Here is a 23,773-nt window from a genome sequence, read left to right as displayed (position 1 = left end):
CGGGCGTCAAGCAGGTGAGAAGAGGGGGAGACGGCCCTTCACCGGGCCGCTCTTCTCACCTGTGAGCACCCCGGGGGTGCTGGGGAATGGGAGGTCCTCGTGACCGCGGCCGGGGCAGCCGCGGTCACGAGGCTCCAAAAAACCGCCACAAAACTCACTTCACGATCGTGTAGATCACCGCACCGGGATTCCGGTAGTCGACCCGCAGGAAATCGCGCCCGTCCAGGCCCTGCAGCCCGGGCGCGATGGGCGTGTCCTTCCGGATCGTGCCGCTGCCCACCAGCACGTGGTGCACGTCGAGCCGCCGCACGGCGTCGCGCACGCGCGGGTCCGTGTCGTAGTCGCGGAAGTGCAGGGCCAGGTACACGGCGTCGGGCGACACGCGACCGCCGCCGTCGTAGTGGCCGGCCACGGGGTGCACGCCGGCGATCGCGTACATCCACGCGGTGCCGTCCATGCGGTCGTTGAGCACCTTCTCCTGCGCGGGGATCCCCATGGTGCCGAGGTGTTCCATGGCGGTGATCTCGTCGGCGCTGACCGGCGGTGTCACCTCGCCCTCGGGCCCGTTGTAGTACAGGTACGAGACGGCCGTCGCGTTCGCGTTGCGGTAGAACCCGCCGGTCAGCACGGCCATCGCGGCCACCACGACCACGGCCGCCACCAGCCCGAGCCGCGCCAGCACCTGGGGCCGCGAGCGCACCCACGAGCCGCTGCGGGCCAGGCGCGCGATCCACCGCTGCAGCTCCGCCATGCCGTGGCCCGCGAGCAGGCACAGCGGGATCGCGGCCAGCGCCATCAGCCGGTAGCGGTCGTTCCACCACGGCCGTGAAAGCGACACCACCCACGGCAGGTAGCCGTAGCAGGTGACCAGCACGAAGAACCCCGAAAGCCCGATCGCCGAGAGCAGCACCCAGCGCATCCGCCGCAGTGTGAAAAACGTGAGCGTGCCCAGTGCGAGCAGCACCGTCAGCCAGATCTGGGGCCGGCTGAGCACCTGCTGGAACGTCACGAGCAGCTTCAGCGCCAGCGGGATCGGCAGGTTCGAGTTCCACGAGTAGTACGGGTACGCGCCGGAGGTGAACCCGATCGCGCCCAGGATCTGCGGCGCCGCCAGCACGCCGCTGACCACCAGCACCGGCAGCATCCGCAGCACGTCGCCCAGGATCACGCGCCACGCCGGCACACCATCGGCCACGCCGTCCACCCGCTTGCGCCGCAGCGACCGGTACCAGCGCTGCACCACAAGCGGCAACGCGAACAGCACCGCGCCGAACAGCGCGCTCGAGTGCGCCGCCAGCAGCCCGTCGGCCACCAGTGCCACGATCAGGCCCGTGTCGACGCCGGGGCGCACCAAGAACCGCTGCAGCGCCACCACGGCCAGCGGCGTGAGCACGATGCCCAGTGCGTACGGCAGCAGCCCGCTCGACACGGACTCGTACGCGCCCGTCGTGGCGGCCGCCGCGACCAGCGCCGTGCACCCCGCGTAGACCGCACGGCCGCCGAGCTGGCGGATGAGCGCCACCATCGACAGCGCGAACAGGCCCGCGACCGGCATGGTGATGCCGTTGAGCGTCACCGGCACGCTCGTGCCCGAGATCTGGTAAACCAGCGCGCCGACCAGGTGATACGCGTTCGGGTAGAACGAGCCGTCGGGGTACCAGTTGATGGTGGACATGCCGGTGAGCGAGCCGTCGCCGGTGTCGGCGATGTAGCGGATGCCGTTCGCGTGGAACACGGTGTCCCAGCGCTGGAAGACGGCCGTCGTGCCACCGCGCGCCGAGAGCACCACGGCGATCGACAGGCCCACGGCCACGACCAGGCACCCGGCCACGGCCCAGTGCGCGCGGTTGCTCCACTCGATCGGCGGCTCCTCCGCACCGGGCCGGAGCCGGCCGCGGGCCATCAGCAGCCGCCGGACGCCGTACGCGAGAGCCGCCAGGCCCACGCTGCACAGGGCGGCGGAAAGTACGTTGTACGGGAGCCCGGCGTCGGCGAGCCACGGGCCGGCCAGACCCGTCACGGCGTAGCTGAGCAGCGGCGCGAGGCCGGCCAGTGCCCAGCCGCGCACGCCGGCGGCCCAGCCCACCAGGCCGCCGGGTATCGCCAGCACGGCCAGGTAGGTGACGACCGCTACCAAGTAGCTCCCCAAGGTGTCCGGTGCAGGCATGCTTCTCACGTGTGTCGGTGCGGTACGGCCGGCGGTATGCCGAGGTCGGTTCGGGCCACGGTGTCAGGACTGCGTACCCTGGGCGCCCGTGAGCGAGCACACGAACCCCGCCAAGATTACTGAACACGAGTTCGCCGGCTACGACCTCGTCGTCGTCGGGTCCGGTTTCTTCGGGCTGACCGTCGCCGAGCGGGCCGCGGCCGAGCTCGGCAAGAAGGTTCTGGTGCTCGAGCGCCGGAGCCACCTCGGCGGCAACGCCTACTCCGAGGCCGAGCCCGAGACCGGCATCGAGGTGCACAAGTACGGTGCGCACCTGTTCCACACCTCGAACAAGCGCGTGTGGGAGTACGTCAACCGCTTCACCGAGTTCACCGGCTACCAGCACCGGGTGTTCGCCAAGGTCAAGGACCAGGTCTACTCGTTCCCGATGAACCTGGGCCTGATCAACCAGTTCTTCGGCAAGTCGCACACCCCGGACGAGGCCCGCGAGCTCATCGCCAAGCAGGCGTCGGAGTTCCAGACCGACGCCGCCGAGAACCTCGAGGAAAAGGCCATCTCGCTGGTCGGCCGTCCGCTGTACGAGGCGTTCATCCGCGGGTACACCGCGAAGCAGTGGGAGAACGACCCCAAGAACCTGGGCGCGAACATCATCACGCGCCTGCCGGTCCGCTACACGTTCGACAACCGGTATTTCAACGACACCTACGAGGGCCTGCCCGTCAACGGGTACACCGCGTGGCTCGAGAAGATGGCCGAACACGAGAACATCGAGATCCGGCTGAACGTCGACTACTTCGACGTGCGCGACCAGATCCCCGCGGGCACCCCGACCGTCTACACCGGGCCGCTGGACCGCTACTTCGACTACTCGGCGGGCCGGTTCACCTGGCGCACCGTCGACTTCGAGTCCGAGGTCGCCCCGACGGGTGACTTCCAGGGCGCCCCGGTCGTGAACTACAACGACCAGGAAGTGCCCTACACCCGCATCATCGAGTTCCGCCACTTCCACCCGGAGCGGAACTACCCGAAGGACAAGACGGTCATCTTCCGGGAGTTCTCGCGCTTCGCGACGGAAGACGACGAGCCGTACTACCCGATCAACACGCCGGAGAACCGCGAGAAGCTCGAGAGCTACCGCGAACTGGCCAAGGCCGAGGCGCGCGAGAAGAACGTGCTGTTCGGCGGCCGTCTCGGCACGTACAAGTACCTCGACATGCACATGGCGATCGGCTCGGCGCTGTCGATGTTCGACAACAAGATCGCGCCGCACCTCACCGACGGTGCGCCGCTCGACGGGTCGATCGATGCTTGAGCAGACCGCGGCGCCGGTTGACGCCGGCACTCCCGTGACTGCGCCCGCGGGCCCGGCGACCGGTGAGGTCGCCGTGTTGTCCCAGGCCCAGCGCTTCCTGAAGAAGCCGGGCACGGTGCAGGTCGCGCGCGGGATGTCGCTGTTCGGTGAGCACAGCGCGGGCTGGTTCGCGCTCGGCCTGATCGGCGCCGCGGTGGACAAGCCGCGGCGCAAGGACTGGCTCGTCGCGTCCGCCGGCGTCGTCGGTGCGCACGCCGCCTCGATCGCGGTGAAACGCGTGGTCAGGCGACGTCGTCCGGACCACCCGAGCGTCGAGGTCCTGGTCGGCACGCCGAGCAAGCTGAGCTTCCCGTCTTCGCACGCGACGTCCACGACGGCGGCGGCGGTGCTCTACTCGGGACTCACCGGGCGTAACCTGGTCCCCGCCCTCGTACCGCCGATGCTGGCCTCGCGGCTGTTGCTCGGCGTCCACTATCCGACCGACGTACTGGCCGGTGCGGCCCTGGGAGGCCTCGTCGGTGGTCTGATCCGACGGAAGCTGAAGAGACGATGAGCGAAACGACCGACGAGCGTGCCGAGAACTCGACCGACCCGGCTGAATCCGCGAAGACGGACGAAGCCGTGAAGGTCGAGACCGAGGAGGCTGCCGCCGACGCGGCCGCATCCTCCGCTGCCGTTTCGGAGCCGGCGATCCCGGCTGCCGCTTCGGCCGGCACGAACCCCGTGGCGCTGCTGCTGGGCGTGATCAAGACCGCGCGCCCGAAGCAGTGGGTGAAGAACGTGCTGGTGTTCGCCGCACCGTTCTTCGCGTTCTCGAAGGCGACCAACCGCACCGAGCTGGTCATCGACGCGCTGATCGCGTTCGTCGCCTTCTCGTTGACGGCCTCGTCGGTCTACCTCATCAACGACGCCGTCGACGTCGAAGCCGACCGCGCCCACCCGACCAAGCGCAACCGGCCCATCGCGGCCGGGATCGTGCCGGTTCCGGTGGCCTACGCGGCCGCGGTGGTGTTCTTCCTGGCCGGTCTCGCGGTGTCGTTCACCGCGAGCTGGGAGCTGGCCGTGGTGCTCGGCGTGTACGAGGCTGTGCAGCTCGGGTACTGCTTCGGGCTGAAGCACCAGCCGGTGGTGGACCTCGCGATCGTCGGCTCCGGCTTCCTGATGCGCTCGATCGCCGGTGGTGTCGCCGGCGGGATCGCCATGTCGCAGTGGTTCCTGCTGGTCACGGCGTTCGGCTCGCTGTTCATGGTGGCGGGCAAGCGCTACGCGGAGATCATGCTGTTCGAACGCACGGGCGCGAAGATCCGGTCGTCGCTGAAGAAGTACTCGGCGAGCTACCTGCGCTTCGTGTGGGCGACGTCGGCGGCGATTCTGATCATGTCGTACTGCCTGTGGGCGTTCGAGATCCGGCAGGCGGAACACGACTCGCTGTGGGCGGTCGTGTCGATGGTGCCGTTCGTGATCGCCGTGCTGCGGTACGCGGTGGACGTCGACGGCGGCAACGCCGGGGCGCCGGACGAGATCGCGTTGCGGGACCGGGTGCTGCAGGTGCTCGGGCTGACTTGGGTCGTGACGTTGTTCCTGTCGTTCTACCTGTGAATCGCGCTGGAATTTAGACAGCTGAGTATCAGGCTGCGCACAGAAATACCGGTCATCCTCGGAGGTGGGAGCGGGCAGGCCGCCCGTTCCCACTTCAGCCGGAGGAGCCGAAGATGAGTGACCAGGTCCCGCCGGAGCAGTCCGGCGAAGGCGGTTCGCCGCAGGACGCGACCGTCGAGAGCTCGCAGCCTGGTGTTGGTGGTTCTGGGGAAGACGCGCGGGGTGCTGCGGAGAACCAGCAGCAGGTCCCGCCGGGACAGCAGCAGGCGCCGGGGGCGCAGCAAGCTGCGCCGGGACAACCGGGGCAGCCGCAGGCCGAGGCTCCGCAGCCGGGTGTGCAGCAGCCGGGTGCCCAGCAGGTCCCGCCGGGGCAGCCACAGCCCGGCGTGCAGCAGCCTGGAATGCCGCAGCAACCGTACGGTCCTCCGCCTGGGGTGTGGGGCGGGCCGCAGCCGGTTCGTCAGCCGGGCGGGTTCCGCCGCTTCGTCGGCAATCGCGTGACCCAGCTGGTCGGTGTCGGTGTGCTGGGGCTGCTCGTCGGTGGCGGCGTCGTGGGCGGTGTCATGGCCGCGACTCAGCACGACGGGCGGCCGGGGATGTCGCACTTCCGTGACGGTGGTGGCGGCGGGTATCGCGAATTCCGTGGCGGACCTGGGTTCGGCCAGGGCGGTCCCGGTGGTCCTGGTGGTCCCGGTGGGACGGGGACCAGCAGCGGAACCGGGACTGGTTACGGGATCTGATCGCTCGGCCCCGGGCTGGTTCGTGCGCGGCTGACGGGGCACAAGTCTTCGGAGTAGGTAACAGGAAGATCACGGCCGTTGTGTACGGTGTCGCGTGATGCGAAGCGACACCGTTGTCCGGCCGGCCATCGACAGGTGGCTGCCGTTCGGTGTCGCGGGCGTGTCGGCCGTGGTGTTCCTGCTGGCCGGCCGGCATTTGGTCGACGACGCCTACGTCACGCTGTCTTACGCCCGCAACCTGGCCCTGCACGGCCATTGGGGCCTCGTCGAGCAAGGTACGGCCAACACGGCCACCTCACCCCTGCACGTGTTCGCCATCGCCGCCGTGACGGTTGTCGTCCGGGACGCGCTGGTGGGGGCCGGTGTGGTGTTCGTGGTGTGCCAGGTGGTGCTGGCGATGGGGCTCAAGCGGCTGGCCGAACGCACCGGGATCCCTCGCCGTTTCGTGCCCCTCGCCTTCGCGGGGTTGCTGGTGAATCCGCTGCTCGTGTCGGCGGTGGGCCTCGAAGTGGTACCCGCGGCGGCCGGTGCCGTGTGGGTGTTGGTGTTCGCGGTGGAGCGGCGGCCGGCTGCGCTCGGGTTCGCCGCCGGCGCGCTCGTGCTGGTGCGCGTCGACCTGGTGCTGGTCGCGCTCGTGGTGTTCGTGGTGCGGCCGAGGTTTTGGGAGGGCATCTGGCAGACGACGTTCGCCGCCTTCGTCGCGGCGGTGCCGTGGTTCGCGTTCAGCTGGTTCGTGCTGGGGTCGGCGGTGCCGGACACCGTGGTGTTCCAGCAGCCGACGGTGCCGTGGCTCGACTTTCCCGCGGCCGCGCTGATCGCGTTCCTGCCGGTGCCGCTCGCGGTGATCGTGGCGCTGGTACGCCGCGACGAAGCCACCCGGCCGTTCGCCGTGCTCGCGGGCGCCGGCATTGTGCACGCGGTGGTCGTCGCGTCGCCCAACCCCTGGTCGTACGCACCCGCGATTGTCGGGGCGACGGTGTTCCTCGCCGCGTGGATTTGCCTGACGCCCCACCGCATCCCGGTGATGGCGGCAGCCGGGCTGGTACTAGCCGCCGCCGTCGGCGTCTACGTGGCTCCCGGCGTGCCCCGGCGCTTCGCGCCCATCACCGGCAACCTCGCCGCGACGGACGAGTACCGCGAGATCGGCACGCAGCTCGCCACGCTGGCGAAGGGCCGCGCCGTGGAGAGTCCCGGCGAAGCGGGCGCGCTCGCGTACGCGTGCGACTGCCACCTCGTCGGCGAGTTCTCCGACCGCGGTGCCGTCGACCCGGCCATCACCGAGACGAAGCTGCGCAGCAACGAGCTCGGCCGCGCCCTCATCGAAGCCAACTTCCACCACTTCGACCACGGCGTCGCACCCACGCCGCCGGACCTCGTGCTCGAAACGACGACGCACGCGCCGCCCCCGACGGCCCTGGCGACCTGGACCATCGACTCACCGCGCGCCGGCACCCAGCACCTCTACCTGGCGCCGGCGCGCTAGCAGCAGCAACACCCGCCGGTGTCGTCCATCGCCGCCTGCACCGCGCCCGTCGCGCCGGTGCTCAGCGCCACGCTCCGGCCGGTGAACACAGCGAAGGCCAGCACTTGTGGCGCGTTGCCCATCGCGTCGGTGCGGAAGCTGACCAGCGTCGTCCGTGCGCCGTGACTATCCACACTGGACGCCGTGTAGGTCGTGTTCGGGGCCAGCCCGCGGGCCTGCAGGCCGATGCTGTCGAGGCCGGCGATCGGCCGCACGGTGACCTCCAGCCGGCGACCCGTGGCCGGGTCGAGCGTGGTGCCGTCCGAACCGTCCGGAAGTGTCGCGGCGACGTCGTGGCCCTGCTGGCCCAAGCCCTGTGTGCCGAGGTTCGGCGCGCCGCCGCCCGGTGCCGCGTTCGGCACGTACACCAGGGCCTGCGGTTCCTGCCCGACACCGAACGAGCTGACCACCCGCTGCGTGCGCGTGTCGATCACGTCCACGCTGTCGGACTTCTCCATGCCCACGTACATGCGCGAACCGTCACCACTGGGCCAGATCCCGTGCGGAGCGTGACCGGTGTCGTGGACGGTCGCGACCAGCTTGGGAGTGCCGGGGGAGCGGCGGTACACGAGCGTCTCGTCGAGGCCACCCACGGTGAGGTACGCGAAGTCGCCCGCGAAGTTCGGGTGGTTGGTGTCCGGCCCGGTGGTCAGCACGGCCTGCACGCGGTGGTGCACCAGGTCGACCACGCTGGTCTTGCCGGCGCGCTTGTGCGGCACCCACAGCTCGCGGCCGTCCGGGGAGATCGCCAGGTCGGACGAGAACACGTCGCCCAGGCCCGTGATGTGCCCGGTGATGCGCCGCGAGGCCACGTCGACCACGGTGATCTCGGGCAGCGCGATGTGGTTCACGTAGGCGGTGCGCCCGTCGGGGCTCATGACCACTTTGGACGGTCCAGTGCCCACCGGCAGGTTCTCGATCACCCCGCCGTGCAAGGCGTCGACGATCGTCACCGTGTCGCGGCCGCGATCGGCGACCCAGAACTCGCGGCCGTCGCGCGTGAACGAGCCCTCGTGCGAAGCGCGCCCGACGTCGGTGTGGCTGAGCACCTTGTTCGTGGTGGTGTCGATGATGTCCACGGTGTTGCTGCCGATGCTCACCACGCCGAGGCGCTGCCGGTTCGGGGAGTAGGCGAGGCCGTGCACGTTCTCGTCGTCGAGGTACTGCGGGTTCAGCGTGTTCGACAGCCGCTGCGCGCCGAGCGCGATCGTCCCCAGGACCTTGTTCGCCGAGGGGTCGATCACGGTCACCGTGTTCGACGTCTGGTCGGCGGTGTAGACGCGGTCGTGCGAGGTGACGGGGACCGGCGCGGGCGGCGGAACGGCACTGAACCCGTCGTCGGTCGCCGACGCGGCACTGCTCGCCACCGCCACGGCCCCACCCGCCGCGGCGACGATCGCGAGCGCGAAGGAGATCCGGCGTTTCCAGGGCATGGTTTGCCTTTCCGTAGGGACTTCTACCGAGGAGCGACCGCGAGCTGCGCGACGCTGCGGCCGGCGTCGTCGCGCACGAGCAGCGCGACGATGGTGTCGCGGCTCATCGCCGTGACCATGCGAGTGCGCACGGGCCCGGTCCCGTCGGCGCGGACGCTGCCCGCGGGCAGGCTCCGCCCACCCGACCCGACCGTGACCAGCTGGTAGGTCTCGCCGTCGCGCAGGCCGCTGAGCGTGATCGGCACCTCGGTGCCCCACGGGTGTGGAACCATCAGGCCGTCGCGCTCCAGCGCGACCGGCTGCGGTGGCTCGCCGGACGACAGCACCACGGTCCCCGTGACGACCGCCGCCACCACGACCGCCGCGGCGGCGAGCACGAGCCGTCGCGTGCGGCGCGCCCCGTCCGCCGCGCGCACGCGGGCGCCGATGCGCGGCCCCAGCTCCGGCGGCGTGGGCACCCGCGGCCCGCCCTCGGTGTAGGCGAACGTGGCCGCGACCTCGCGGAGCTCGGCGGTGTCACGGGCGCAGCCGGCACACGTCGCCACGTGGCGCGCGAGAGGCTCGGGCAGGGAGCGGCCCAGCATCAGGGCCTCGGCGACCTCGCCGCGGACCCGCACGCAGTCGTCGGTCATCGCACGAGCCCTCCGCTCTCGTCCAGGATCAGCCGCAGCGCGCGGATGCCGTAGTAGAGCCGGCTGCGCGCGGTCGACGCGGAGATCCCCAGCTCGGCCGCGTAGTCCGCGCAGGTGCGGCCCTCCACGTGGACGGCGTGGACCACGTCGCGGTGCTCGTCGCTGAGCCGGCGCATGGCCTCGTCGAGCTGGATGCTCACGAGCAGCCGGTCGAACGGGTCGTCGGCCCGGTCCGGTTCGCCGAGGGCGGGTGCCGGCGCCGGCCGGGTCGCACGGCGGCGTGTGGCGTCGACGACGAGGTTGCGCAGGATGCCGAAGAGCCAGGTCCGCAGGCTGCCACGCGCCGGGTCGAAGCGGCGGCCGGCGCGCCACGCCCGCACGAACGTCTCCTGCACCACGTCCTCGGCCAGGTGCCGGTCGGCCAGCGCGTTGAGGGCGAAGCCGAACAGCTCGCCGCCGTAGCGCGTGTACGCGGCCTGCACGTCGCCTTCGCTGCGCATCGCCTCGGTGTCCGCCGACCGTTTCAGCCGCACCGCCCACCCCGTTCCGTTGTGCCGCGAGGGGATACGCGTGCCGGAGCCGGAGTGTTGAAGCGGAACGCGATCTTGTTCAGTGCAGCACGGCGGGACTCCTCAGCGCACGGCCGCGGGGCGCCCGACCACGGTGCGCATCGAGCCCTCGCGCACGAGCAGCACCTGGGTCACGACCTGCAGGAGCACGAAGAACACGATCGACACCACCGTGTCCAGCGCGGGGACGTCGTCGACGGGCAGCGTGTACGCCATGGCGACGCTCACGCCGCTGTGCACGAGGCCGCCGACGCCCCAGACCACGGTGAGCACCCGCCACAGGCGCCGGAACGACGGTCGCTGCTCCCACGCGTCGTCGAGCTGCGTGCCCTTGCCCGGAAGGAGCGCGCGGGCGGCCTCGTAGGTGACCGGCCGGCGGCCGATGACCAGGCTCGCCAGCAGCCAGACACCGGCGAGCGAGCTGAACCACGCGTTGCGCACCAGCAGCAGCCGCGCGTCGCCGGTGAGCAGCGTCGTCACCACGCTCACGGCGACGATCGCCAGCACGAACAAGCCCATCCCGTCCACGCGCCGCCGCGTGACGGCCGTGTAGAGCACGCGCAACGCCGGCGGCAGGCCGCTCAGCAGCAGCGCCCACACGGGCACCACGCCGAACGCGCGCAGCAGGTAGTAGCCCCCGACAGGTGCGCCGATGTCGATGACCAGGGCGAACGCGGACGAACGGAAGTCTTTACCCATACGTCCGAGTGTTCGGGGGAACGCAGCGCGGAACCATCGTCGGTCCGGCCACCCGGCATCCACCGATCGGTTGATGCCCGTCAGCGGCGCGAGAGGGCCCTTCGCACCTTCATCGGTGCCAGCAGGTCACGCTGGGTCAGCGTGGAGCCGTCGGCGAAGGTGAACCGGATCCCCGGCTCGGGGGGGAAGCTGCGGCCGGGCGTCACGGCGTCGAGCCGCGCCACGACGTCGACCGGGAACTCCTCGGCCGTCACGAAGAAGTCCTTCGTGTCCGGTTCGGCCACGAACTTCGTGGGGTACACGAGCGCGAGCCGCCGATCGGTCCAGGTCAGACGCGCGGCGCCGGCGGAGAACGCGAGGTGGTCGGCGATCCGCACGGCAAGGGCTGCGGGCGTTGCAGCTTCGACGCGGTAGGCCAGCGACGGGTCGTCGGTCCAGTCCTCGTCGGGCAGCCCGGCGGGCGTCGGCCAGCGGCCCGGCGCCGTCGTGACCTTCACCGGCTCGCGCGCCGGCGCGTACGGCAGGTGCCGCGCGCCGCCGACCCACGCGACGACGTGGCCGTGCGCGGGCGGGCAGCCCAGCAGCAGCTTTTCCTTACGCCGCAACCACACCTTCGCGTAGTCGCGCTCGATGATCTCGTCGACCTCGCCGGCCTGCTTCAGCTCGACCGCACGCATCACGCGACCCCGTTCGTGCGGGCCAGCAGCCACTCGAACGCCTCGGGCTCCTCGGCGCCGAACCGCAGCTCGAAGCCGGAACCGTCCACAAGGGACATCCGCAACCCACTCCGGGCCACGGCGAACCCGGCGATCTGCTCACGCGGCAGCGCCGCCGCCTCCTCGAACTCCCGGGGAGCCACCGGCTCGCCCTCGCGGTTCTCGCCGTACGTCTTGCGCCGGTCCGTGACGATCTCCGCCACGTCCTTGCCGAACTTCGCCATCCCCCGCCCGAAGCCCATCGCCTTGCCCAGCAACGACTTCTCCGGTTCTACGGCCGGCTCTTCCGGTACGACGACCCGTAGCAGCAGCAGTCGCGAGGTGGTCAGCACCCACAACGCGGGCCGCGCGCCCCGCACCAGTTGCTCGGCGAGCAGCCCGGACCGGTCACCGAAAACGACCACGGCGGGTTTCGGGTTGGGGCCGGTCCCCCCGCTGCCGCTGTCCTCGTCACCGGACAACGCCGCGTCGACCACGCCGCCGGCGAAATCCGCCAGCCCCGAGCCGACCTTGCGCATGAGGCTCTTCGCGGGATTGCCGAACTCGTCGAGACCACGGACGTCGTACCCGGTGACACCACCGAAGGCAGCCCACAACAACCGCTCGTCAGCACGCAGGTGTGGCCGCGCCTGCGTGGCGGCACCCAGGGGATCGGCGAGATTCATTCTTCGAGTGAGAATCCTCGGTCGGTCGCCTCGCGGCGCTCGTCTTCACCGTCGGTCTGAGACTGGTTGTAACCGTACTTCACGCCCTGCTCGATGCCCTGCTCGGCGATGTTCCCCGCGCTGCCCCGCCACGCCGCCTTGCCCACGCTCGACGTCCCGCTCATCCCCGCCAGCCGCAGGCCTGTCTCCGTGAGGTTGGTGGTCAACGCATCGGCGCCGTTGCCTCCGACGCCCAGCGCGTTGGCGAACCGGTTGCCCGTCCGCGAAGCCCCGGTGGCCGCGTCGGCCTTGGTGAGGATCTTCGCGATCGGGTTCTTGTCGATCATGTCGGCCACGCGCTTTTCGAGGAAGTTGCCGTTGCGCAGGCCTTCCACGCGTTCCACGACCTTCTTCAACGGCCCCGTGCGCAGCTTCTGCAGGATCTTCTCCAGCTCCTCGATGAGCGGCTTCAGCTTGCCCAGCAGCTGCTTCACCTTCATCCCGAGCCGCCCGCCGGTCACCGCGACCTCGCCCGTGGTCGCCGCCCCCGCGGCCCCCACCGACGCGCCTGCCGTGATCCACGACGCCGCCAGCGCCGCGAGCCACTCGATGATCAGGCCCATCACCAGCTCTTGCAGGATGTCGATCACGATCTCCACGAACGCGTCGAACAGGTCCGCGGCCAGCTCCAGGATCTGCTGCAGCCCGCGCACCTCGTCCGCGAACGCCGAAGCACCCTCGGAGAACTCGCCCATCTGCTTGCGGAACGCGTCGCCGCCGGAGCCTTCCCACGGCTCCTTCGTGAGGTCCGCGCGCTTGCGCTCGTGCTCCCCGACGCCGTCGAGCCACTGCGCCACCTGCGCCCAGCCCTGCGCGGTGCTGCGCATCTGCTCGGGGTCGCCGATCGCCGGCTCCAGCACGAACTCCACGAGCGGGCTGATCACGATGCCGATGAGGAACCCGAGCCCGTTGTCCAGCAACGACTGCCCGGGACTCGTCACCAGCTGGATCTGCTCCATGCGCGTGTGCACGGCCGCGATCGCGACGTCCGGCGGGCTGCTCGCCTGCGACACCTCGGTCGACGTGGACAGCCACGAGCTGCCGTAGCCGCCGTTCTGCTCCAAGTAGCTCTTGCGGCCCGCGTCGCCCGCGTGGTTCACGTCCGACAGCGACCCCGCGCCGCTGCCGCCGTCGGCAAGCTCCTTGCCGAGCCCGGTCACGGCGTCGGTGGTCGCGTCCTCGTGGCCCTGGTAGGCCTGCGCGGCCAGCGTGGTCTTGTCCGCGATGGCGTCCAGGAACGTTTTCGCCTGGTCGGCGAGGTCCTGGCACTCCTGCAGTGAGTCGAAGTACTTGTACGCCATCAGCTCGCCGAGCGGGCCGAAGCAGTCGTCGCTCACCCGCGCCTGCTGCAGCAGCTGGGCGAGGCTGCCGAAGTGCCCGGCCGCTTCCTTCGAGCCGCTCGCGTGCGCGTTCAGCGCCGCCGGCTCGATCTTGAACCCACTGGTCACGATCACTCCCGCCGAAGAATGGGACCCCCGAAGTCGTCGTCTTCGACGGCTCGCGGGTTCGTCCGGTTCCGAGTGTTCTGCGGCGGTTGCGGCATTTGCGGCGGTGACGCGGGCTGCCCCGGCGCGGCCAGCGAGCGCGCCGGCGGCGGCGCACTCGGCCCGAGCGGCTCGACGTGCGCGTTGAACGCCTCTCGGAACTGCCCGGCCCGCTCACCCAGCACCGGCTCCACGGTCTGGTTCAGCGCCGCCGCGGCCTGCTGTGTCGCCGAGCGGATGGCGCCGAGGATCTCCTGCTGCAACGCGGTGTGCGAGCGGCGCATGGCCTGCGGGCTCAGCTGCAGTCCGAGCACGGCACCCGACGGGGCGACGGTGACCGTCACCGAGCCGTCGGCGTTGCGGGCGTGCCCGCGCAGGTTCGCGATCTGGTCCTTGAGTTCGGCGGCGCGGGCCGCCTGCTCCTGGAACCGCTGGAGCACGGCGTCGAGCCGCGCTGCCTGGTCCGGCATGGTGGAACCCCCAGAAAGGTGAAAGACCTTCGTCCACCATATGCGACGAAGGTCCCGCCTCGGGAGTTCCCGGTCAGATCGGCAGTTTCCGGAAAATCGGGCGCGGCACGTGCCGCAGCACCGACATGACCAGCCGGAACTGCGCCGGCGCCCACACCAGGTCCTTGCCGGTGCGCGCGGCGGTCACGGCGATGTCGGCCACCTGCTCGGCCGTCTGCGCCAGCGGGGCGTCCTTCAGCCCGGCCGTCATCTTCGTCTTCACGTGCCCTGGGCGGACGACGGTGACCTGCACGCCGTGGTCGGCGAGCGCCTCGCCGAGGCCCAGGTAGAAGCCGTCGAACCCGGCCTTGGTGGAGCCGTAGACGAAGTTCGAGCGCCGCACGCGCTCACCGGCCACCGACGACAGCGCGATGATCGTGCCGTGGCCCTGCGCCTTGAGCTTCTCCGACAGCGCCACACCCACCGACACGGCGGCCGCGTAGTTCACCGTCGCCAGCTCCACGGCCTTGGCGTGGTCCTGCCAGACCTCCTCGGGGTCGCCGAGCAGGCCGAACGCGACCACGGCCACGTCGATGTCGCCGCCGGCGAACGCGCGGTCGAGCACGGCCGGGTGCGCGGCAGTGTCCTTCGCGTCGAAGTCCATAGTGGACACCTCGGCGCCGCGGTCCTTCAGGCGCTGCGCCGCGGCGTCGAGCCGGGGCGACGGACGCGCGGCCAGCACGACCCGCAGCGGCTTCTCCGCGAGGTACTTCTCCGCGATGGCCAGCGCGATGTCGGACGTGCCGCCGAGCAGCAGCAGGGACTGGGGGTTGCCAACGGCGTCGATCACAGTGCGAGCCTCCGGCTCATGTCAGAGGCGAAAACGCCTTCGGGGTCAACGGCGGCGCGGACCTTGCGCCACTCTTCGAGCCGCGGGTACATCTTCGCGAACGTCTCCGCCGTGGTCCGCGAGTCCTTCGCGGTGTACAGGCGGCCGCCCGCGGCGAGCACCTCGTCGTCGAGCTCGAGGCAGAACCGGCTCAGGCCGGCCTTGATCGGGAAGTCCACGCTCAGCATCCAGCCGGGCGAGGGCCACGACATCGGCGCCGGGTTGGCGTCGCCCATGCGCTTGAACACGTTGAGGAACGAGTAGTGCCCCGACGTCGCGATCCGGCGGCAGATGGCCTTGAGCTGGTCTTCAGCGCCGAACGGCACCGAGAACTGGTACTGCAGGAAGCCCTTGGAGCCGTACGCGCGGTTCCACTCCGAGATCATGTCCAGCGGGTGGTAGAACTGCGTCAGGTTCTGGACCTTGCCGCGCACGCCCTTCTTGGGCACGGTCTTCTGCCACAGCTCGTTGATCAGGCCGAAGGTGAGCTTGTTGCCCAGGCCGTTGGGGAACACGTCGGGCAGTGTCGCGAGCTTCGGCGCGTCGAACTTCAGCGGCTCGCTGCGCAGCTTCGCGGGCAGCTGGTCCAGCGTGGCGAGCGAGCCGCGCGAGAACGTGGCCCGGCCCAGGCGTGAGTCGGACGAGATCAGGTCCGGGACCGACATCGAGTAGTCGTAGTTGAGGTCCGAACCGTCGGTGAACAGCGCGAGCGTCTCGTCGAGGCTCGACGTGCGGTCGGCGTCCACGTAGAAATACGCCGACTCCGTCTTTTTCATCCGGATCGTGGCGCGCGTGATGATGCCGGTGAGGCCGATGCCGGCCACGGTCGCCCAGAACAGCTCCGCCTCGTCGCCCTCCGGAGTGAGCGTGCGGACCTTGCCGTCGGCCGTGAGCAGATCCATCGACACCACGTGGTTGCCGAAGCTGCCGGCCGAGTGGTGGTTCTTGCCGTGGATGTCGTTGGCGATCGCGCCGCCGATCGTCACCTGGCGCGTGCCCGGCAGCACCGGCACCCACAGGCCGTGGGGGAGCGCCTCGCGCATCAGCTTGTCGAGGCTCACGCCGGCGTCGAGGTCGACCAGCCCGGAGCCGGGGTCGATCGAGTGGATGCGGTCGAGCACGGTCATGTCGACCACGAGCCCGCCGGCGTTCTGCGCCGGGTCGCCGTAGGAGCGGCCGAGGCCGCGCGCGATGACCCCGCGGGGGCCGGCCGACGCGACGGCGGCGGCGATGGTCTCGACATCAGGCGTGCTCAGGACGTCGGCGACGGTCCCGGCGGTGCGGCCCCAGCCGGTGAGCGTGCGTCGCTGTGTGTCGGGTGTCTGGGTCACCCGACCAGCGTATAGCCACGCCGAACACCGCCCGGAACGTGGCGTGCAAGTGACCGCTTCTACACTTTGCGCATCAAGGCACAAGCGTCCGCGCGTCAAAGTCGACACGGACAGGGCTTCCCGAGACGACGACGCATCGAGCCGAGAAGGTATTCCAGTGGTGGCTACTGAACCGCAGAGTGAGACGACGGTGACAACACCGACGGGCCCCGGTCTGCTCGGCCAGCTCATCCGCTTCGGGCTGATCGGCGGGTTCTGCGCGCTGCTGGACCTGGGTACGTACTCGCTGCTCAGGGCCGTCGGCATGGACGCGGTGCCGTGGGTCGACATCGCTCGCGCGATCAGCTTCGTCGTGGGCACGACCACGGCGTTCTTCCTGAATCGCCGGTTCACGTTCGCCGGCGGCCGTCGCGATGGCGGCACGCAGATCGGCAGCTTCATCCTGCTGTACGCCGTCACGTTCCTCGTGGCGGTCGGCGTGAACCAGTGGATGCTGCACCTGCTCCCGGAGTCGACGTGGAAGGCCACGTTCGGCTGGGTCGTGTCACAGGCGACGGCGACCGTGATCAATTTCGTCATGCTCAAGTGGGTCGTGTTTCGTGAGCGGCCGGTAAAGGAGAACTGAGTTCGATGCCCGGTAAAGCAGCCCCGGTCGCGGAGGCGGCCCCTGAAGGCGAGACCCGGTTCGCGGAGCACGCGCCCGAAGGGAGGCTGACGGCCCAGCGCGGGCTGTACGCCGGCCCGGCGCCGATCGTCAGCAAGGACCTCTACGCCGAGCTCGAATGGGGCTCCGCGGTGCGTGACCGCGACGCGCTCACCGTCGAACCGTCGTCGAAGGTCACCGGCAACACCTACTTCGGCCGCTTCCCGGCCAGCTACTGGCAGCGCTGGACCACGGTCACCTCGGTCACCGTGGAAGCCGTGGTCAGCGGCGACGGCCTGCTCTCGGTCGGCGCGTCCGACCTCCAGGGCGACGCCCGCGTGGTCAACGCCGAGCAGGTCTCCGGCGCCAAGGCCCGCAAGGTCACGATGGCCGCGAGCCTCGACAAGTTCTACGACGGCGGCGCGCTGTGGCTCGACCTCGAGACCGAGGGCGGCCAGACGCTGCGCGTCGAGCAGGTCCGCTGGACGGTCGACGCACCGGAGAAGATCCGCCCGACCGCGGTGACCATCTGCACGATGAACCGCGCGGACGACTGCCTCAAGAACCTGCAGGCGCTCGCCGCCGACGTGTCGTCGCTGCACACGCTCGATGCCATCTACGTCGCCGACCAGGGCACCGACCTCGTCGAGTCGCGGGACGGCTTCGAGCAGGTCGCGAAGGACCTCGGCGACAAGCTGCACTACATCAAGCAGCCCAACCTCGGCGGCGCCGGCGGCTTCACCCGCGGCCTGTACGAGGTGGCCGGCCACACCGCCACCGAGCACGCCAACGTGCTGTTCATGGACGACGACGTGCTCCTGGAGCCGGACCTCGTCGTGCGCATGACGGCGTTCTCCAACCGCTCGGCCAACCCGATCATCGTCGGCGGCCAGATGCTCAACCTGCTGCACCCGAACCAGCTGCACGTCGGCGCCGAGTACGCGCGCCTGAACACGCTGGAGCCGGGCCAGCCGGTCACGCACTCGCTGTCCACGGCCGACCTGCTGGGCGTCGACGAGGAGACCCTCAAGCCCAACCGCCAGGAGCGCCGCCTCGACGCCGGGTACAACGGCTGGTGGTCGTGCCTGATCCCCTACGAGGTCGTGAAGGCCATCGGTTACCCGATGCCGTTCTTCTTCCAGTGGGACGACGCGGAGTACTCCTACCGCGCCCGCGAGTACGGCTTCCCGACGGTGACCCTGCCGGGCGCCGGCGTGTGGCACGCGGACTTCCACTGGAAGGACTGGGACGAGTGGCACCGGTACTTCAACCTGCGCAACTCGATCATCACCGCCGCGCTGCACTCGCCGTTCAACCTGAACCTGCTTTCGCGCGTGCTGCTCGCGCAGCTGGTGCGCTACCTGCTGGGCATGCAGTACGGCCTGTCGGCCACGCTGATCAAGGCTGTCGAGGACTTCCTCGAGGGGCCGGAGGTCCTGCGTGACGGCGGTGTCGCGGCGATGAAGGAGATCCGCCGGATCCGCGAGGCGTACCCGGAGACCAAGCGCCACAAGGCCACCGACGTCCCGGGCATCGCGTCCAACGACATCGGCATCATCAACAGCGCGCCGCGGCCCAGCATGCAGCGCCTGGTGCTGATCAAGCGCGTGGTCGACCGCGTGCTCGGCCGCAGCCGCTTCGGCCTCGGCGCGGTGCCGATCGACGAGGCGCACTGGTGGCACATCGCGCTGTTCGACACGGCCGTGGTCACGGACGCTTCGCAGGAAGGCGTGCGCGTGCGCACGTACGACAAGGTGAAGATGTTCGACCTCGCCCGCCGTGGCGCTCGCGTGATCCAGCGGCTGCGCAAGGAAGGCGCGGGCGTGCAGGAGCAGTACAAGCGCGCGATGCCGGAGCTGACGTCGCGGGAGAACTGGAAGCGGCTGTACGAGCTCTGATTCTTTTCACGACGAAGGCCACCACTGATCTGTGGTGGCCTTCGTCGTATCTGGCGTTTCGTCGAAGTTAGGTTACCCTAATTTCTGTGTCGAACCTCGTCGCCCGAGCGCGGGCCCTCGCCGATGACGTGCTGTTCCCCGCCGCCGCACAGGTCGACCTGCGCGGCGAGGTGCCGCGGTCGCACTTCGACGCGCTGGCCGAGGCCGGGCTCTACGGCCTCGCCGCGCCCCCCGAGGTCGGCGGCCCCGGCGCGGGCCTGGCCGAGCTCGTCGCCGTGATCGAGACGCTGGCCGGCGGGTGCCTGAGCACCACGTTCACCTGGGTCCAGCACCACGGCCTCGTCGCCGCCCTGTCCGGTTCGGCCAACGACGCACTGCGGTCGCAGTACCTCGCCGACCTGGTCAAGGGCACCGTCCGGGCGGGCGTCGCGTACGCCGGCGTGATCCCGACGCCGCCGCGAACCCGGGCCCGGCGGGTCAGCGACGGCTTCCGCTTCGACGGGGAGGCCCCGTTCGTGAGCGGGTGGGGCGGGATCGATCTGCTGATGCTCTCGGGCCGGACCCCCGAGGACACGGTCGTCACGACCGTGGTGGCGCCGGTGGCGGGCCACGGACTTCACGCCAGTCCGCTACGCCTGATTGCCGCACAAGGGACCTCGACCGTCCGAATCGGACTGGACGACTACTACGTACCCGCCGAACGCGTGCTCGCCGAGGTCTCGCACGCCGACTTCGTCGCGGGGAACACCTTCGCGTCGCGGCTCAACGGCTGCGCCCCGCTCGGCCTGTCCGAACGCTGTGCCCGCCTGCTCTCCGACCTGGGCCGGACCGAGACGGCGGCCGCCCTGCGCGCCGACCAGTCGCAGATCCGCATCCGCCTGGACTCGGGCCTCACCGACCCCGCCTCGCTCCCCGCCGCCCGCGCAGCCGGCGCCGAGCTGGCCTACCGCAGCGCGGGCGCCCTCGTGGCCGCCACGGGCAGCCGCTCCGTGCTCACCGGCGAGCACGCGGGCCGGCTGGTGCGCGAGGCCACGTTCCTCCTGGTGGCCGCCAGCCGCCCGGAAATCCGCGACGGCCTGCTGGCCCTGGCCCGGCGCTAGCCCTGGTCCCAGGTGACCGGCAGCCGCTGCACGCCGTAGATGTTCTGGTGCCCCGGCCGCAGCCGCACGTCCTCGGGTGCGACGGCCAGCCGCAGCGACGGGAAGCGCCTGGCCAGCGCCGGCAATGCGACGCGGAGCTCGACGCGGGCCAGCTGCTGGCCGAGGCACTGGTGGATGCCGTGGCCGAACGTCAGGTGCCCGGGGCCGCCCCGGCTGAGGTCGAGCGCGTCGGGGTCGGCGAACCGCCGCGGGTCGCGGTTGCCGGCCTGCACGGACAGCGTGACCGACTCGCCCGCCTTGATCAGCTGCCCGTCGAGCTCGACGTCCTCCAGCGCCGCCCGCACGCCGGTGTGCGTGATGCTCAGGTACCGCAGCAGCTCCTCGACGGCCTTGTCGGCGAGGTCCGGGTCGGCGCGCAGCGCGGCGAGCTGCTCGGGGTGCTGGAGCAGGGCGAAGGTGCCCAGCGCCAGCATGTTGGCGGTCGTGTCGAGGCCGGCACCCAGCAGGAAGGTGGCGAGGCCGGCCAGCTCCTCGTCGGTGAGGTCGCTGGTGGTCAGCTCGCTGAGGATGTCGTCGGTCGGCTCGGCGCGTTTGGCCGGGACCAGCCGGGCGACGTACTCCTGCAGCTTGCCGTACGCGGCGAAGCGTTCTTCGGGAGCGGCGTCCACATCGGACACCGCGGCGGCGTGGCCCTGGAACGACTCGCGGTCGGCGTAGGGCACCCCCAGCAGCTCGCAGATCATCACAGCGGGCACAGGGTGGGCGAAGGCCTGGACCAGGTCCACCACGGGCCCCTGCCGGGCCATCGCGTCCAGGTGCTCGGCGGTGACCTGCTCGACGCGTTCGGTCAGCTGCCGCATCCGCCGGACGGTGAACCGGCCGGTCAGGAGCTTGCGGTAGCGGGAGTGCTCCGGGTCGTCGACGCCGGTCAGGTCGCCAGGCGTCGCGGGTGGCACCTCGATGCCCTCCAGACCGGGCATCGGGTAGTGCGCCAGTTCGTAGCGGGAGCTGAAGCGCTGGTCGGCCAGCACCGCACGGACCTGCGCGTAGCCGGTGACGAGCCAGCCCTCGTGGCCGTCGGGGTAGGTCAGGCGGACCACCGGGTGCCGCTCGCGGATCGGGCCCAGCTCCGCGGGCGGGTCGAAGGGACAGCCGGCGGGACGGTCGGTCGGCAGTTCGGACAGGTGCGTCATCTCGGGTCCCTTCCGGCTCAGTGGGCGTATTCGCGGTTGAACAACCGCTTCGACCACAAGTAACCGCCCAGCGCGATCACCGCGCACCACCCCAGTGCGAACCACGCGTTGTCGCCGACCGGCTTGTCCATCAGCAGGCCGCGCAGGGTCTCGATGATCGGCGTGAACGGCTGGTACTCGGCGAACCAGCGCAGGCCGGCGGGCATGGAGTCGGTGGGGACGAAGCCGCTTCCGAGGAAGGGCAGCAGGATCAGCGGCATCGGCAGGTTGCTGGCCGTCTCGACGCTCTTGCTGACCTGGCCGAGCGCGACCGAGAGCCACACGAGCGCAAACGTCACCACCAGCAGGAATCCGCCCGTCGCCAGCCAGCCGCCGAGGCCGGCGGTGGGGCGGAAGCCGACGAGCAAGGCCACGCCGATCACGATGGCGAGGGTGAACGCCGCCTGGATCACGCTGCCGAGCACGTGTCCGGTCAGCACCGAGACGCGGGCGATGTGCATGGTCCGGAACCGGGCGATCACGCCTTCGGTCATGTCCATCGCGACCGAGATCGCCGTGCCCTGGACGGTGGCCGTCACGGTCATCAGGATGATCGCCGGCGCCACGTAGTTCACGTAGGTCTCGCGGCCGCCGCCGATTCCGGCGCCCATGGTGCCGCCGAAGACGTAGACGAACAGCAGCAGGAAGACCACGGGCATCCCGACGAGCATCAGCGTCATCGACGGGTAGCGCAGCATGTGCTTGAGGTTGCGGCGCAGCATCGTCGCCGAGTCGCGCAGCGGCTGGAACTTCAGGCCGGGGGCCGTGAGGGTAGTCATCGGGTCGTCACCTTCTCGTTCGCGGGGTTGCCGGTGAGGGCGAGGAAAACGTCGTCGAGATCGGGGGTGTGCACGGACAGCTCGTCGACCTCGATGGCCTGGTCGTCGAGCCGGCCGATGAGGGCCTTGAGCGAGCGCAGGCTGCCGTCGCTGGGCACGCGCAGGGTGAGCGAGTCGTTGTCGCGCGACGCGTCGTCGAGCGTGATCACGGCCGCGTCGAGGCCGCGCGGGTCGGCGAAGCGCAGCCGGACGTGCCCGCCGGGGATGCGGCGCTTGAGCTCGTCCGCGGTGCCCTCGGCGACGATCCGGCCATGGTCGAGCACCGCGATGCGGTCGGCCAGCTCGTCGGCCTCGTCGAGGTACTGCGTCGTCAGGAAGATCGTGACGCCGTCCGCCACCAAGCCGCGGACGATCTGCCACATGTTGCGACGGCTGCGCGGGTCCAGACCGGTGGTCGGCTCGTCCAGGAAGATCAGCCGCGGGCTGCCGACCAGCGTCATCGCCAGGTCGAGCCGCCGCCGCATGCCGCCGGAGTACGTCGACGCCGGCTTCTTGCCCGCCTCGGTGAGGTCGAACTGCTCCAGCAGCTGCGCGGTGCGGCGGCGCCGGTCGGCCCGGCCGAGGTGGTTGAGATCCGCCATCAGCAGCAGGTTCTCCTCACCCGTGAGCAGGTTGTCCACAGCGGAGAACTGGCCGGTGACACCGATCGCGGCGCGCACCGCGTCGGGTTCGCGGACGAGGTCGTGCCCGGCCACCCGCACGTCGCCCGCGTCGGCGTTGATCAGCGTGGACAGGATCTTCACGGCGGTGGTCTTGCCGGCGCCGTTCGCGCCGAGCAACGAGAACACGGTGCCTTCCGGAACAGTGAGGTCGAGGCCGTCGAGCACGACGTGGTCGCCGTAGGACTTGCGCAGCCCCGTGGCGGAGATGGCGTGGTTGCTGGTCATGGTTTCCCCTTCGCTGGAAAGAAAAAGTCAGGCGCGGCGGATGATCACGTCGCCGTAGGAGGTGCGGCCGCGCACCTCGACGGTCTCGTCGGCTTCCTCGGGGCGGGTGGCGTTTTCCATCAGGTTGCGCACGTGGCCGAAGCCGGTCGTCACGGAAAGCCAGGCCGCGGTGCCCTCGGCGACCCCGATTTCCAGGTCCCCCATGGAGGTTTCGAGCGTCACCGCGCCGCGCACGATCTCGCCGAGGCGGATGAGCCCGGCCGACGTCTTCGCGTCGACGCCGGCGCCCGCGCGCTCGACGGTGATGTCGCCGTTGGCCGAGCGCACCCGCGCGTCGCCGCCGACGGAGCCGATCGTGGTCTCGCCGTTGGAGTTCTTGACCACCGCGGTGCCCTCGATCTCGCCGATCCGGATCTTGCCGGTGCCGGTGGAGATCTCGGCGTTGCCCGCCACGCCGTCGACGGTCACGTGACCGGCCGAAGTGGACAGGTGCAGCGGGCCGGTGCGGTCGATCCGCGCGTTGCCGGCGGAGGTCTTGAACCGGCTCTCGCCGAGGACGCCGGCGCTGCGGAAGTCGCCCGCCTGCAGTTCGGCGTTCACCGCGGACCCGGTGGGCAGCTCGATGGTCACGTCGACCGCGCGGGTCTTGCGGGAGAAGTCGAACGTGCGCTTCGGGCCGGTGACCGTGAGCGTGCCGTTGCTGTAGTCGACGCGGACCTGCTGCGCGGCCTTCACGTCGGACTCGTCGTTCTCGTCGCTCGGGCGGACGTGGACGACGGTGTCGAGCCGGTCGCTCGCGGAGATCTGCACGTCGCCGACGCTGAGGTCGACGGTGACGGAGATCGGGTCGGGGGTTTCGAATTTGGGCATGGCTGTCTCCAGAACTTGTGTCGGTGAACCGTCCCCGCAGGTCAGGGACGTGAGGTGA

The 23,773-nt window shown here is 70.5% G+C and carries 23 protein-coding genes; 8 read left to right on the top strand and 15 right to left on the bottom strand.

All coding sequences use genetic code 11. From position 1 onward, the window contains the following. Positions 1-154 precede the first annotated feature (154 nt). Entirely contained in the window at positions 155-2,167 is a 2,013-nt protein-coding gene (locus tag ACFY1H_RS00455) for a DUF6541 family protein (RefSeq protein ID WP_386943603.1), read from the bottom strand. An 88-nt stretch (positions 2,168-2,255) separates the two neighbouring features. Between ACFY1H_RS00455 and glf the strand changes: the two genes are divergently transcribed. From glf to ACFY1H_RS00430, 5 genes are all read left to right on the top strand, one after another. Then, positions 2,256-3,479 (top strand): UDP-galactopyranose mutase, encoded by a 1,224-nt coding sequence (glf, locus tag ACFY1H_RS00450; protein ID WP_366577199.1) that lies wholly within the window; start codon positions 2,256-2,258, stop codon positions 3,477-3,479. Beyond that, positions 3,472-4,032, top strand: coding sequence for a phosphatase PAP2 family protein (locus ACFY1H_RS00445; RefSeq protein WP_386943601.1), 561 nt, complete (start codon positions 3,472-3,474; stop codon positions 4,030-4,032). Before glf ends, ACFY1H_RS00445 begins: the two co-directional genes overlap by 8 nt. Then, the gene (locus ACFY1H_RS00440; RefSeq protein WP_366577203.1) at positions 4,029-5,078 is read left to right on the top strand and encodes a decaprenyl-phosphate phosphoribosyltransferase; all 1,050 of its coding nucleotides are present in this window, start codon (positions 4,029-4,031) and stop codon (positions 5,076-5,078) included. The genes ACFY1H_RS00445 and ACFY1H_RS00440 overlap by 4 nt, the downstream gene beginning before the upstream one ends. A 113-nt stretch (positions 5,079-5,191) precedes the next feature. Next, entirely contained in the window at positions 5,192-5,818 is a 627-nt protein-coding gene (locus ACFY1H_RS00435; protein WP_386943599.1) for a hypothetical protein, read from the top strand. A 97-nt stretch (positions 5,819-5,915) separates the two neighbouring features. Beyond that, a complete protein-coding gene (locus ACFY1H_RS00430) occupies positions 5,916-7,301 on the top strand; it encodes a hypothetical protein (protein ID WP_366577207.1) in 1,386 nt (461 codons plus the stop codon). Here ACFY1H_RS00430 and ACFY1H_RS00425 read toward each other — a convergent pair. The 10 genes from ACFY1H_RS00425 to ACFY1H_RS00380 all read right to left on the bottom strand — a co-directional run bounded on the left by ACFY1H_RS00425 (position 7,298) and on the right by ACFY1H_RS00380 (position 16,246). Then, positions 7,298-8,773: a beta-propeller fold lactonase family protein gene (locus ACFY1H_RS00425; protein ID WP_366577209.1), complete on the bottom strand. Its 1,476-nt coding sequence runs from the start codon at positions 8,771-8,773 to the stop codon at positions 7,298-7,300. The two genes, ACFY1H_RS00430 and ACFY1H_RS00425, sit on opposite strands and share 4 nt — an antisense overlap. Before the next feature lie 23 nt (positions 8,774-8,796). Then, complete coding sequence (locus ACFY1H_RS00420) at positions 8,797-9,405, bottom strand: hypothetical protein (RefSeq protein ID WP_386943597.1); 609 nt, start codon at positions 9,403-9,405, stop codon at positions 8,797-8,799. Next, complete coding sequence (locus ACFY1H_RS00415) at positions 9,402-9,938, bottom strand: sigma-70 family RNA polymerase sigma factor (RefSeq protein ID WP_366577213.1); 537 nt, start codon at positions 9,936-9,938, stop codon at positions 9,402-9,404. The genes ACFY1H_RS00420 and ACFY1H_RS00415 overlap by 4 nt, the downstream gene beginning before the upstream one ends. Positions 9,939-10,037: 99 nt before the next feature. Continuing rightward, positions 10,038-10,673: a VC0807 family protein gene (locus ACFY1H_RS00410; protein WP_386943596.1), complete on the bottom strand. Its 636-nt coding sequence runs from the start codon at positions 10,671-10,673 to the stop codon at positions 10,038-10,040. Positions 10,674-10,753: 80 nt separating this feature from the next. After that, positions 10,754-11,350: a hypothetical protein gene (locus ACFY1H_RS00405; protein WP_386943594.1), complete on the bottom strand. Its 597-nt coding sequence runs from the start codon at positions 11,348-11,350 to the stop codon at positions 10,754-10,756. Next, entirely contained in the window at positions 11,350-12,054 is a 705-nt protein-coding gene (locus ACFY1H_RS00400; RefSeq protein ID WP_366577219.1) for a hypothetical protein, read from the bottom strand. The genes ACFY1H_RS00405 and ACFY1H_RS00400 overlap by 1 nt, the downstream gene beginning before the upstream one ends. Then, positions 12,051-13,541 carry a WXG100 family type VII secretion target gene (locus tag ACFY1H_RS00395; RefSeq protein WP_386943592.1) on the bottom strand — a complete coding sequence of 497 codons (1,491 nt, stop codon included), beginning with the start codon at positions 13,539-13,541 and terminating at the stop codon, positions 12,051-12,053. The genes ACFY1H_RS00400 and ACFY1H_RS00395 overlap by 4 nt, the downstream gene beginning before the upstream one ends. A 2-nt stretch (positions 13,542-13,543) precedes the next feature. Continuing rightward, entirely contained in the window at positions 13,544-14,047 is a 504-nt protein-coding gene (locus tag ACFY1H_RS00390) for a YbaB/EbfC family nucleoid-associated protein (RefSeq protein WP_386943590.1), read from the bottom strand. A 73-nt stretch (positions 14,048-14,120) separates the two neighbouring features. Then, complete coding sequence (locus ACFY1H_RS00385; protein WP_386943588.1) at positions 14,121-14,876, bottom strand: decaprenylphospho-beta-D-erythro-pentofuranosid-2-ulose 2-reductase; 756 nt, start codon at positions 14,874-14,876, stop codon at positions 14,121-14,123. After that, entirely contained in the window at positions 14,873-16,246 is a 1,374-nt protein-coding gene (locus ACFY1H_RS00380) for an FAD-binding oxidoreductase (RefSeq protein ID WP_366577227.1), read from the bottom strand. Before ACFY1H_RS00380 ends, ACFY1H_RS00385 begins: the two co-directional genes overlap by 4 nt. A gap of 157 nt (positions 16,247-16,403) precedes the next feature. On the opposite strand from ACFY1H_RS00380, the gene ACFY1H_RS00375 reads away from it, so the two are divergent. The 3 genes from ACFY1H_RS00375 (at position 16,404) to ACFY1H_RS00365 (ending at position 19,887) form a co-directional block, all read left to right on the top strand. Then, positions 16,404-16,871 (top strand): GtrA family protein, encoded by a 468-nt coding sequence (locus tag ACFY1H_RS00375; RefSeq protein ID WP_366577229.1) that lies wholly within the window; start codon positions 16,404-16,406, stop codon positions 16,869-16,871. Between the two features lie 5 nt (positions 16,872-16,876). Then, positions 16,877-18,787, top strand: coding sequence for a glycosyltransferase (locus ACFY1H_RS00370; protein ID WP_366577231.1), 1,911 nt, complete (start codon positions 16,877-16,879; stop codon positions 18,785-18,787). A gap of 86 nt (positions 18,788-18,873) precedes the next feature. Further along, positions 18,874-19,887 carry an acyl-CoA dehydrogenase family protein gene (locus tag ACFY1H_RS00365; RefSeq protein ID WP_386943585.1) on the top strand — a complete coding sequence of 338 codons (1,014 nt, stop codon included), beginning with the start codon at positions 18,874-18,876 and terminating at the stop codon, positions 19,885-19,887. On the opposite strand, the gene ACFY1H_RS00360 is transcribed toward ACFY1H_RS00365, so the two are convergent. From ACFY1H_RS00360 to ACFY1H_RS00345, 4 genes are read right to left on the bottom strand one after another with little or no spacing between them, the layout of a single operon-like run. Then, positions 19,884-21,080 carry a cytochrome P450 gene (locus ACFY1H_RS00360; RefSeq protein ID WP_386943583.1) on the bottom strand — a complete coding sequence of 399 codons (1,197 nt, stop codon included), beginning with the start codon at positions 21,078-21,080 and terminating at the stop codon, positions 19,884-19,886. The two genes, ACFY1H_RS00365 and ACFY1H_RS00360, sit on opposite strands and share 4 nt — an antisense overlap. Positions 21,081-21,097: 17 nt before the next feature. Then, complete coding sequence (locus tag ACFY1H_RS00355; protein WP_386943581.1) at positions 21,098-21,898, bottom strand: ABC transporter permease; 801 nt, start codon at positions 21,896-21,898, stop codon at positions 21,098-21,100. Next, positions 21,895-22,845, bottom strand: coding sequence for an ATP-binding cassette domain-containing protein (locus ACFY1H_RS00350; protein ID WP_366577239.1), 951 nt, complete (start codon positions 22,843-22,845; stop codon positions 21,895-21,897). Before ACFY1H_RS00350 ends, ACFY1H_RS00355 begins: the two co-directional genes overlap by 4 nt. Positions 22,846-22,872: 27 nt before the next feature. Continuing rightward, positions 22,873-23,715, bottom strand: coding sequence for a DUF4097 domain-containing protein (locus ACFY1H_RS00345; RefSeq protein WP_386943579.1), 843 nt, complete (start codon positions 23,713-23,715; stop codon positions 22,873-22,875). Between the last annotated feature and the right edge of the window lie 58 nt (positions 23,716-23,773).

This window comes from Amycolatopsis sp. NPDC001319, assembly GCF_042896185.1.
Taxonomy (GTDB): domain Bacteria; phylum Actinomycetota; class Actinomycetes; order Mycobacteriales; family Pseudonocardiaceae; genus Amycolatopsis.
Note: the sequence above shows the minus strand (reverse complement) of the source record. Positions and strands in the feature narration are given on the sequence as shown.